Origin of the sequence: Kribbella sp., from assembly GCF_035687465.1 — a bacterium.
Lineage (GTDB): Bacteria > Actinomycetota > Actinomycetes > Propionibacteriales > Kribbellaceae > Kribbella.
The window spans coordinates 1-10,943 of sequence record NZ_DASRXP010000263.1 but is presented as its reverse complement, the minus strand read 5'-3'; the positions used below and the strand labels follow the sequence as shown (position 1 = coordinate 10,943).

Genomic DNA, 10,943 nt, shown 5'->3' with positions numbered 1-10,943 from the left:
ATGCGTTGCATGGCGCCTTCGAGGTGTTCACGCAGTGCCGCCTCGGCGCCGGCCTCGTCCTGCGCCAGGCAGGCATCGAGGATCGCCTGGTGCTCGCGCCGGGTCTGCTCGATCCGGGCCTTGGTCTGCCGCGAACCGAACCGGTACCGCTCGCTGTTCTGCCAGACCGGCTCGATCGCCCGCGGCAGCCACCGCGACCCGCCGGCCCGGTAGATCGCGAAGTGGAACTCCGTGTGCGCCTGCCGGGAGGCGATGATGTCGCCCACCTTCGACAGCCGCACATGTTCGGCCAGGGCGGCCCGGGCCAGCGCGGCATCCGCCTCACTGAACCGCGTCGCCGCAGCCCGTACTGCGAGGGTCTCCAGCGCCAGCCTGGTCTCGTGGGTGTCGCGCAGGTCCTCCATGGACAGCTCGCGCACCCAGGCGCCCTTGTGGGGCACGATCTCCACCAGGCCGAGCGCCTGCATCCGGCGCAGTCCCTCCCGGATCGGCATCTGGCTCATGTCCAACCGCTTGGCCAGTTCCTCCAGGCGCAACGCGGTCCCGCTCGGCAGTTCACCGGACAGGATGAGCTCGTGCAGTTCCGCCGCGGCCTCTTCGGCGAGAGTCCGCCGGCCGCTGGGTCCCCCGGGCGTGAGCTCGAGTCGTCGGGTCATTGGGTGTGGCCTGCCCCTCTCCTCCACTGCACACACGTCTGGGAGGTAACCGTAGCCGGGAGTCGGCGCTCTGTGGCACTCCGGAGACAGATTGCCCACCACTGGTTCATCCGGCTCACCTCAGCCGGGTCAGGTCGAGCAGTACCCGGCGGTCCGCAGTACCGGCGGCCAGCAGGTCGAGGGCATCATCCGACCGCAGCGCGGGGACCAACTGGAACTCCGGCCAGACCTCGGCCGGGGCGATGTCCGCAAGCACCTGCGAGACCGTGCCAGGCTCGATCGAGGTGCGCTGCATGTTCACCGGCAGCACCCGCAGATCACGGCCGATCAACTGGTGCAGGTCCAGGGTGGCGAACTCCCCCGCGGTGTAGCCCAGTACTACGAGCCGCCCGCCCGGCGTGATGTGACTCATCACCCCGCCGGCGACCGGACCTCCGACAGTGTCGATCACCGCGTCGCACCACGGCAGTTCCCGGCCGACCTGGCCAAGCTCGTCCACCCGGACCACCTGGTCGACCAGACCGGACAGCACGTCCACGGACTCCCCTGCCCGAGCCAGGCCGATCACCTTCGTCGCACCGGCCGCCCGGGCAACCGCTGCACACAGCCGACCGACCAGCCCGGTTGCACCAGTCACCACGACCGTCTCGCCTTCGACGATCCGCGCGACCCGCCGTACCGCGGTGTGGGCCATCAACGCCGACGCCAGCATCGCCACGGCCGCCGGTGGATCCAGACCGTCAGGCAGCGGGTGCACGGCGACATCCGGTACGACGGCCAGCTCGCCCCAGGTCCCGGAACGCGAGACGCCGACACCACCACCGCGGATGATCACCCGGGTCCCGGGCTCGAACTTGTCCGACCAGACCACCACTCCGGCACCCTCGGACCCCGGCACGAACGGCGGCTGCAGTTGCTGGGCCAGCTTGCCCGCCAGCACAGTCCGGTCCAGCTGCGTGACCGCTGCGACTCTCAGCTCGACCAGGGTCTCGCCTGGTCCCGCGGAGAGTTCGATTTCCTCGGCCTTCAACTGTTGACCGGGTCCGTAGCAGCGCAGCACGATTCCTTGTCGCGCGCTCATCCACCCACCCCACTCATGCCCGTCCCCGCTTGCATTTGATATCTGATCACATCTTGATCCTGCGGAAAAGCCCGTCTCACGGCAGAGCAACCCCCTTGTGCAGCGGCCGGGTCAGCGGTTCGGCTGCCTCGGCCCGTCGTGCGTCGAGCCCGTCGCTCCCCATCGGGAACGGCCAGTCGCTCCCAGCCAGCACCTGGCCGAACGTCGCCTCCGCCAGATCCAGTACTGCGGGATCGTGGACCAGGTCATCCACAGCGAACCGGCGCAGTGCCTCCGCCACGGACAGCGAAGGGGGCTCGATCCCTGGTCGTGCAGTGTCGATCCCCCGCTGCCAGCGCCCGGCCAGAGCCGCGGTCACCCCACCGCCATGGCAGAGGCAGAACCGGATCCCCGGGAACCGCCCGGGCACATCGGCGAAGACCAACTCGGCCGCGGCAAGCCCTGTCTCATAAGGATTGCCGAGCAGGTTCGACAGGTAGAACGCGTCCAGCCGCTCGTCCGGACTGTGACCCGGGTGAACCAGGGTGAACGCCTCCAGCGCATCCAGCACCTGCCAAACGGGATCCAGTGCAGGCGAGGCGAAGCCCGCAGTACCGAGGGCGAAGCCACTGAAGACGCCTTCGTCCGCGAGAGCCGAAGCAACCGATGCGGCAGCCGGGTCGAGCAGTGGAAGCTGGCCGAGCACTCGCAGTTGGGGTGTGGCCAGCTCGCGAAGCCCCTGGTTCACCAGGGCAGCCCACTCGACTCCCTGGTCGTAGCGGAACAGCGCTGGCGGCACAGAGACGACAGCGCCGTCCAACTGCTGCTCCGCGATCCACTGCAGCAAAGCGGCCGGATCACCCAGTCGCCGCAACGGCAGTCGTTCCTTGCCGTCGACAACCAACATGCCGGCTTCGACAGCAAGACCGAACTCCCGCCGGTGTGCTACCGCGAGCACTGTCGGCGGAATGAGATGCGTATGGACGTCCCAGCCGGCCATCTCAGCGAGCATCCTCGTCGTTGTCGTAGAAGGACGGCCGCTCCGGGTAGTGCGGACCGTCGTACACCTCCAGCAGTACAGAGGTCTCCTCTGCCAGCGTCGGGCCGTGTACGCAGCCCTTGGGGTTCCAGTAGAAGCTGCCCTTGGTCAGAACCGTCCCGGTCGGTACATACACGTACCGCCCGGACAGGCAGAACATGAACTGGTTCGACGCATGCTTGTGCTCCGACGGGATGCCCGAGCCCTGCTCGAACCGGACCAGCGCGATCGACGCCTCGGTCTCCTCGTCCCGCCAGAGCATCTTGTGGGACAGCCCGTCCAGGGACTTCTCCACCCACTCCAGATCGTCCGTGTGCAGCAGCACCTCGCGCAGCGGTTCGTCGAAGGAGGCCATCACACAACGTCCCGCGGTGCAGGCCGACCAGTGACCTTGCTGTAGAGCTCTTCCGCTACGCCGGCGCGCAGTGGAGCCACCGCCGCGATATGCCCGTCCGGACGAACCAGTACTACGGTCTCAGGCGGTACGCCATACCGGCTGGTCGCGATGCTGCCCGGGTCGAACAGGGATCGGTCCCGCAACCCCGAGTCGTGCGGTGCGTCCCACCGGGAGATCGCGAAGTGCTGCAGCGCGGGTGAGTCGTTCACCGGGATGTCCGGGCGCCGCCGTACATCCGTGAAGTAGAGCGCGACGAACGAGTGCTTGCAGAGCCCGTGGATTGTCTCGCGGCCCAGTGGACCGTGCAGTGCAAGGTCAGGAGCCCTGTCCCCCGCCCGGACGGCAGGTGGTTCCGCACTGGTCATCACCATCGACCAGTCGTCCTCACCGTCGACGTCCAGCCGGACACCGAGCAGCGTGCGGGTGTAGGCGGTCGCCCAGTCGCTCCCTGCGGCGGTCACCGCGCCCCGCTGATGGGACATGTACTTGCGAGCCGACTCAGCCATCTCGCCGGACCCGTTGATGGCCACGGGACGTTGTTCCTGCTCGTAGCCGTCGAGGAGCTCGGGGCCGGCCCAACCTCGCAGTACCCAGGCAAGCCGCCACGGGAGGTTCGATGCGTCCAGCGCACCCGTGTTGAGACCGAGCGCCCACATCGGCGTGATCAGGTGCGCCGCATCACCCATCAGGAAAACCTTGCGGTCCCGGGTCCACTGATCCGCGACCCGGTGGTGCACGTTGTAGACGACCGAGCCGAGCAACTCGATCCGGTCCACCTCGCCGATGAACTGCTTCACCTTCACCAGCAGGTCCTCGTCCTCCGGCGGCTCGGCCCCTTCGGCCAGCGGGAAGAGGAACCGCCAGTTCTCGGGCTGCCGGATCAGCACCATCCACTCGGACCGGTCGGCGAAGTACGCCAGGTACGGGTAGTCGCGCGCGTTGTCGACGTCCAGATCGACCACGACGTCGATCAGCATGTACCGCTCGGGCAGCGTCTCGCCCGACACGGTCACACCGAGTGCGTCGCGGACCTTGCTCCGGCCACCATCGCAGGCGAGCAGGTGTGAGGCCTCGATCTGCCGCGGTCCGTCAGGCGTCTCGACCGTCAGCACCACACGGTCCTCGAGTACCTCGTAGGACTCCAACCGGTGACTCGTCCTCACGAAATGCCCCGCGCGCTCCAGAGCCGCGGCGAGGATCGGCTCCATCCGCTGCTGCGGCAGGTTGACCACGAACGGGAACTGCGTGTCGTTCACCAGTTCGGCCAGCTGGACCGAGGCCCGTGGCGTGTTGGTGGCCCGGTCGATGTCGCCGATCTCGTCGATCCGCAGCGACGCGGCCAGGATCTCCTCGACGACGCCGTACCGGTTCCAGATCTCCAGCGTCCGGGTCAGCGTGGTGCCTGCCTTGGTGTCGGCGGACAGCACCGCGTCCTCCTCGAGCAGTACGAACGGTACGCCGTAGTGCGCCAGGCCGAGGGCCGTCGTCAGGCCGATCGGCCCGGCACCCACCACGGCCACGGGCAGCTGCGGATCAGAAGACACTCATCACTCCTTGAACGAATCGAGCCGGCCGAAAGCACGTTCCCGGGTCAGCTGGGACCCGGTCATCGCGGCCGCGTCGGAGAGCAGGAACAGCAACGGGCCGACCACGTCCTCGGGGTCGCCGATACCTAGCGTGTCGCGCCAGTGCTCGCGATCGGCACTGGTGTTCGCGGAGCGGAACTGGTCCGTGTCGATCACGCCCGGCGCGACGATGTTCACCCGCACCCGGTGCTCGGCCACCTCCGCGGCCAGCGTGCGGGCGAAGGCGGTCACCGCCGCCTTGCTCGCCGCGTACGCCGCGGCGCCCGGATAACCGGTCGAGGCCATCCCCGAGGTGAACACGATCACCGAGCCGCTCCGCCGGTCGACCATCTGCGGGACGACGGCCTGGCAGACCCAGACCACGCCGTCCAGGTTCACCTTGAGCGTGTGGGTCCAGTCCGCCGGATCCATGTCCACCACCGCGGCTCGCGGCTGGACCGCGGCTCCCGCGACCAGTCCGTCGATCCGCCCGTACCGCTCGACCACACTGCCGACGGCCTTGAGCACCGCCTCGCGGTCCGACACGTCCACCTCGACGTACACCACCCCCGCCGACGGCGTACCGGTCTGGGCCAACGGCGTACCGGTTTGGGGCGCGACCACGTCGAAGACCACGGCAGTGCCGTTGCGGCGGGCCACAGCCTCCGCGAGCGCGGCGCCGATGCCACGCGCACCCCCTGTGATCACCACGACCTCGCCGGTGGCGTCGAAACTCACCTTCATGACGGCTCCCTCTGCTGCTTGGAGGTCATCGTCTCGGTGATCCGCTGCACCGCGCCGGCCAGGTGGGTCCGGAGCGCCTTCTCGGCCGCTTCGGGATCGCGGTCGACGCAGGCGTCCAGGATCGTCTGGTGCTCGATCCGGGTGCGCTCGATCTGGATCGCGGTCGGCCTGCTGCCGAACCGGTACCGCTCGCTGTTCTGCCAGACCGGCTCGATCGCCCGGGCCAGCCAATGCGAGCCACCGGCCCGATAGAGCGCGAAGTGGAAGTCCGCGTGCGCCTGCCGGGCGCCGACCGAGTCGTCGAGACGGGACAACCGCACGTGATCGGCCAGCGCGGCCACCGCCCGCTGCTCGTCCTCCTCGCTGAAGTGCTCGGCCGCGGCCCGGACCGCCAGGCTCTCCAGCGCCAGCCGCGTCTCGTGAGTGTCGTGCAGATCGTCCACCGACAACTCCCGGACCCAGGCGCCGCGGTGCGGGATGATGTCGACGAGCCCGAGCGCCTCGAGTCTGCGCAGCCCCTCGCGGACCGGCATCTGGCTCATCTCCAGCCGGTTCGCCAGTTCGACCAGCCGCAGCGGCGTACCGCTGGGCAGCTCCCCCGACAGGATCAGCTGATGGAGCTCGGCCGCGGCGGTCTCGGCCAACGTACGACGTCCGCCCTTGCCGCCGCCCGGCAGCAGCTCCAGCCGGCTACTCATGCGAGCTCCCGACGGGCCAGGGTGTTCCGCAGGACGCCGATCTTGTCCGCCTGGGTGATCACCTCGTCGCCCTCGCCGAGGAAGACCTGCGGCTCGCGGGCATTGCCGATCCCGGCCGGGGTCCCGGTCAGCAGCAGATCGCCCGGGCGCAAGGTCATCCCGAACGACAGCTCATTGATCAACGTCGCCACGTCGTACGCCATCTGCTTGGTCGAGGCGTCCTGCATCACCTCACCGTTCAGCAGGCACTGCAGGTGCACGTCCTGCGGATCGCCGAACTCGTCGGCGGTGACGATCCACGGGCCCAGTGGCATCGTCTGGTCGATGCTCTTGCCCTTCAGCCACTGACCGCCGTGGGCCCGTTGCAGGTCGCGCTGGGAGATGTCGTTGGCGAGCGTGTAGCCCCAGACGTGATCCAGCGCTTGCTCGACCGGGATGCTCCGACCGGTCTTCCCGATCACCAGGGCGAGTTCCGCCTCGTAGTCCCACTTGGCGGAGATCGCCGGGTCGTACGCGATCTCGTCGTACGGGCCGATCACCACGTCCGGGCCCTTGGTGAAGAAGGTCGGGTGCTCGGGCCGGTCGACGTCCTGGCCGTCGCGTTTGCCCTTGCTCTCCTCGAAGTGGTCCCAGTAGTTCCAGCCGGTGCAGAGGATGTCGCGCCGGAACCGCCGCAACGGCGCACACAGCCGCGCCCCGGCCAGCGGGATCCGCTCGGCCCGCGGCAACTCGTTGCGCACGGCATCCATCGCCGCGGCCCCGCCCTCGATCACCGAGACCAGGTCGGTTGCCGCCAGCAACGCGACGTCAGCGCCATCCAGTACGCCGACCCGCTCGCCGCCGGCGTACTCGATCGTCAGGAATCGCATCTCATACCCATTCGACGCCTCGCACGCGATCACCCACCCCGGTCACTGGATCACCGCGATCGCACTGATCTCGATCAGGTAGTCCGGATGGGCGAGTTTGCTGACCTCGACCATCGTGGAAGCGGGCAACGGCTCGTGGAAGTACCGCGCCCGGACCTCGTGGATCTTCGCGAAGTCCTCCATGTTCCGCACGTACACGTCCACCCGGCACACGTCGTCCAGGGTGCCGCCGGCCTCGCGGACCGCGGCCTGCACGTTCTCGCACACCTGCCGGGTCTGCTCGGTGATGTCGCCGACGCCCGCGATGCTGCCGTCGGGCCGTCGCGCGGTCATCCCCGACACGAACACCAGCCGGCCGGTCGCCTCGATCGTGGTCGCCTGCGAGAACACCCCGTTCGGGCTGCGCAACGCGGCGCTGGTCAGTTGCGTCTTCGGCATCAGCTCTGCACCCCTCCTGGCGGGATGGCGGCGCCGACTGCCCTTGCGGCCGCCAGCAACCCGTCCAGCCCCGACCTCTCGATCAGTACGCCGGTACGCCGCTGCTGCCGCGCGCGTTCGGCCTCGATCTCACCCGGCAGGTACAACCGGTCCACCCCCGGCGCAGTGGAACTCCCCCGCACCCGGGCAGCCAGATCCGACGCCCGCCCGCGGAATCCCGCGATCCCGCCCAGCAACTCCGGGTCGATCGCCAGGAACAGATGCGCGCAGTCGTTCGGCCGGTCCGGCTCGCGGTACAGCGGCCGGACCTGGTCGCCCCAGCCACCGCCACTGAGCACCCCGGTCAGCACGTCGATCATCAGCGCCAGCCCGAACCCCTTGTGCCCGGCCGCCGGCAGCAGCATCCCGAGGACCGCGGCCTCCGGGTCCGTGGTCGGTACCCCGGCCGGATCGGTCGCCCAGGTGTCCGGGATCGACCGCCCGGCGGACGCCGCCAGCCGGATCTTGCCCAGGGCAACAGCCGACAACGCCATATCCAGCACGATCTCCGCCCCGGCCTCGGTCGGCACCGCGATCGCCAGCGGGTTGTTGCCGACGATCCGCTCGGCCCCTCCCGGGGCAGGCATCAGCGGGGTGGTGTTCGACATCGCGACACCGAGGCAACCCGCATGGGCCGCCTGCATGGCCCACCGGCTGGCCGCGCCGAAGTGGTGAGCGTTGCGGACCGACGCCAGCCCGATCCCGTACCGCCCGGCCCGCTCGATCGCCAGCCCCATCGCCTGCGGGCTGGACAGCTGCCCCATTCCCCCGCGCGCATCCAGCACCAGGGCGGCGCCCGCGTCGTGCAGGACGTCCAGCTCGCGTTCGCGGGTCACGCCGCCCGCGTTCAGGCGTTCGACGTACATCGGCACGAGCATCACGCCGTGCGAACTGACCCCGCGCAGATCGGCTTCCACCAGCGCGGCGGCGATCTGTGACGCGTCGGCCGGATCGAACCCGACAGCGGCGAAGACGGACGAGACGGTCGCTTCCAGCCAGGCCGGCCGGACCAGCACGCGGCGGTCGGCATCCGATGCCTGTGTCGTCATCCCGTCTCCTGCGCCCACGGCAGCAGCAGGTGCTCCAGCAGCACCAGGCCGTAGAAGAGCACGATGCTCATCAGGCTGAGCAGCCCGATCGCGGCGAACGCCAGGGCGGTGTCGGCGGAGGCACCGGAGGTCGAGATCACGAAGCCCAGGCCGGCCGTGGCACCGGAGAACTCACTGATCACCGAGCCGATCACCGCCAGCGAGATGGCCACCTTCAGACCGGTGAAGACCTGCGGCAGGGCGTAGGTCAGCCGCAGCTTGAAGAACTCCTGCCTCCGGCTGGCCTTCAGCGAGCGGAGCAGTTCGACCAGTTCGGCCGGCGTCGACTTCATCCCCTGCGCGGTCGAGATGACGATCGGGAAGAAGCAGACCAGCAGCACCATCAGGATCTTCGGCCCGATGCCGAAACCCCACCAGACCACCAGCAACGGCGCGATCGCGATCTTCGGGATCGCGTTCACCGCCAGCAGCAGCGGGTAGACCAGCCGCTCGAGGATCACCGACCGCACGATCAGCAGGGCGATCGGCACGCCGACCACGATCGCCAGCCCGAACCCGGTGATCGTCTCGACGAAGGACACCCCGGTCTGCTCCAGCAGGAAGCCCGGCTGTTCCAGGAATCTGCCGAGCACGGCGCCCGGCGTGGGCAGCAGGAACGGCTCGATGTCGAAGGCGCGGACCGCGAGCCACCAGAGCGCGATCGCACCGATCAAGCCGACCACCGGCAGCAGGACCGCCGCCGAGCGCGAACTCGTCAGCCAGGAGCGCTGCGTCATCGACTCGCCTCAGGAGCGGGCTCTGCGTCGTCGACCGGGCGGCCGTGTTCGGACAGCAGTCCGTGCAGGTGGCCACTGATCTGGGCCACCTCGGTCAGGTGCGCGTTCTGGGCCAGGCTGCGGGGCCGCGGGATGTCGATGTCGACGATCTCGCGGAGCCGGCCGGGCCGCGGCGTCAGCACGACCACCCGGTCGGACAGCACCACGGCCTCCTCGATCGAGTGGGTGACGAACACGATCGTGGTCGCCAGCTCCATCTGGATCCGCTGCAGTTCCGCCGACAGTTCGGTCCGGGTCAGCGCGTCCAGAGCCGAGAACGGCTCGTCCATCAGCATCACCTTGGGACTGCGGATCAGCGACCGGCACAGTGACACCCGCTGCTGCATGCCGCCGGACAGTTCGTGCGGGAGCCGGCGCTCGAACCCCTTGAGGCCGACCAGCTCCAGCAGTTCGTGCGCCCGATCCCGGTACTGCGCCTTGGTGCGCTCGGAGTCGCCGCCGGAGATCTCCACCGGCAGCATCACGTTCGACACGACCGACCGCCACGGCAGCAGGGCCGGCCGCTGGAACATGAAGGAGACGTCCCGCCGGGGCCCGGTGACGGGATCCCCCGCCACCACGACCCCGCCGTAAGTCGGAGGGAGCAGTCCCGCGATCAGCCGGAGCAGGGTGGACTTGCCACAGCCGGACCGGCCGATCACGGTGACGAACTCGTTCGCCTGGACGTGCAGGTCGATCTCCTCGAGGGCCCGCACCTGGCCCCCGCGCCCCTCGAAGACCTGCCCCACGCCGTCCAGCCGGATCATCCTCAGCCCTTCGGTGCCAGGGACTCGCTCACCACGTCAGCGGGCTTGATCGAACCGGCCGGCGTGATCTGCTTGGCCTCCTCCAGCTGGTCGATCACCTTCTGCACCCGGGTGACATCCACCTCGCCCAGCGCGCCGTTGAAGTCCCCCGGCTTCACGTATTTCTTCATCAGGGTGAGTTCCTCGGTGGCGACCGCGACATCGGTGGTCGGCACGTACTTCTTCAGCGTCTCGGCAGCGGCCTTCGGGTCGTCGATCGTGTCCTGCAGACCCTTCAGCAGCGCACCGGTGAACCGCTTGACCTGGTCAGGGTGCTCCTTCGCCAGGTCGGTCCGGGTGATGATCGAGTTGCCGTAGAGGTCCGGCAGCAGATCGCCGTACGGCAGCACGACGGCCTTGCGCTTGGCTGCCTTCTCCACCAGCGGAACGCCCACCACGAACTGGCCGATGCCGTCGACGGTGCCGGAGGCAAGCAGCTGCGGCAGCGCGGGCGGCGGGTTCGGCACGAACTTGACCCGGGTGGGATCGATCTTCGCCGCCTTGGCGTAGAGCGGGAACATCACCGTGTTGGTCGACCCCGGCTGGTCGCCGATCCTCTTGTCGATCAGGTCCTCGGGCTTGTGGATCTTGCCGTCCTGGAGCGCCACGATCGCGGCCAGCGAGCGCTGGTGGATCATCCCGACGGTGGTGACCGGAAGCTTCTGGGCCGCCAGCGTGATCACGACCGCGGTGAAGTCACCGATGCCGTAGTCGGCCTGACCGCCCGCGACCAGCTTCATCACGTCGACCGTGCCGCTGCCCGGGTTG

13 protein-coding genes are annotated in these 10,943 nt (G+C 69.0%); all 13 read right to left on the bottom strand.

The features are described from left to right. On the bottom strand, nt 1-656 hold a 656-nt coding region (locus tag VFG33_RS13155), incomplete at its 3' end, for a GntR family transcriptional regulator (RefSeq protein WP_325026020.1). Between the two features lie 115 nt (nt 657-771). Next, nucleotides 772-1,737 (bottom strand): quinone oxidoreductase family protein, encoded by a 966-nt coding sequence (locus VFG33_RS13150; RefSeq protein WP_325026017.1) that lies wholly within the window; start codon nt 1,735-1,737, stop codon nt 772-774. Nucleotides 1,738-1,813: 76 nt separating this feature from the next. Continuing rightward, nucleotides 1,814-2,728: an amidohydrolase family protein gene (locus VFG33_RS13145; RefSeq protein WP_325026015.1), complete on the bottom strand. Its 915-nt coding sequence runs from the start codon at nt 2,726-2,728 to the stop codon at nt 1,814-1,816. Further along, nucleotides 2,718-3,110, bottom strand: a complete 393-nt coding sequence (locus VFG33_RS13140; RefSeq protein WP_325026013.1) for a cupin domain-containing protein — start codon at nt 3,108-3,110, stop codon at nt 2,718-2,720. The genes VFG33_RS13145 and VFG33_RS13140 overlap by 11 nt, the downstream gene beginning before the upstream one ends. Then, nucleotides 3,110-4,696 carry an FAD-dependent monooxygenase gene (locus tag VFG33_RS13135; protein WP_325026011.1) on the bottom strand — a complete coding sequence of 529 codons (1,587 nt, stop codon included), beginning with the start codon at nt 4,694-4,696 and terminating at the stop codon, nt 3,110-3,112. The genes VFG33_RS13140 and VFG33_RS13135 overlap by 1 nt, the downstream gene beginning before the upstream one ends. A 3-nt stretch (nt 4,697-4,699) precedes the next feature. Next, nucleotides 4,700-5,461, bottom strand: a complete 762-nt coding sequence (locus VFG33_RS13130; protein ID WP_325026009.1) for an SDR family NAD(P)-dependent oxidoreductase — start codon at nt 5,459-5,461, stop codon at nt 4,700-4,702. Further along, nucleotides 5,458-6,159 carry a GntR family transcriptional regulator gene (locus VFG33_RS13125; RefSeq protein WP_325026007.1) on the bottom strand — a complete coding sequence of 234 codons (702 nt, stop codon included), beginning with the start codon at nt 6,157-6,159 and terminating at the stop codon, nt 5,458-5,460. The genes VFG33_RS13130 and VFG33_RS13125 overlap by 4 nt, the downstream gene beginning before the upstream one ends. After that, nucleotides 6,156-7,028, bottom strand: a complete 873-nt coding sequence (locus tag VFG33_RS13120) for a fumarylacetoacetate hydrolase family protein (protein WP_325026005.1) — start codon at nt 7,026-7,028, stop codon at nt 6,156-6,158. The genes VFG33_RS13125 and VFG33_RS13120 overlap by 4 nt, the downstream gene beginning before the upstream one ends. Nucleotides 7,029-7,070: 42 nt before the next feature. Next, the gene (locus VFG33_RS13115) at nt 7,071-7,466 is read right to left on the bottom strand and encodes a RidA family protein (RefSeq protein ID WP_325026002.1); all 396 of its coding nucleotides are present in this window, start codon (nt 7,464-7,466) and stop codon (nt 7,071-7,073) included. Beyond that, on the bottom strand, nt 7,466-8,554 hold the full coding sequence (locus VFG33_RS13110) for an Ldh family oxidoreductase (protein WP_325026000.1): 1,089 nt from the start codon (nt 8,552-8,554) through the stop codon (nt 7,466-7,468). The genes VFG33_RS13115 and VFG33_RS13110 overlap by 1 nt, the downstream gene beginning before the upstream one ends. Further along, the gene (locus VFG33_RS13105; protein WP_325025998.1) at nt 8,551-9,330 is read right to left on the bottom strand and encodes an ABC transporter permease; all 780 of its coding nucleotides are present in this window, start codon (nt 9,328-9,330) and stop codon (nt 8,551-8,553) included. The genes VFG33_RS13110 and VFG33_RS13105 overlap by 4 nt, the downstream gene beginning before the upstream one ends. Beyond that, nucleotides 9,327-10,136: an ABC transporter ATP-binding protein gene (locus VFG33_RS13100; protein ID WP_325025996.1), complete on the bottom strand. Its 810-nt coding sequence runs from the start codon at nt 10,134-10,136 to the stop codon at nt 9,327-9,329. Before VFG33_RS13100 ends, VFG33_RS13105 begins: the two co-directional genes overlap by 4 nt. Nucleotides 10,137-10,138: 2 nt before the next feature. After that, on the bottom strand, nt 10,139-10,943 hold an 805-nt coding region (locus VFG33_RS13095; protein WP_325025994.1), incomplete at its 5' end, for an ABC transporter substrate-binding protein.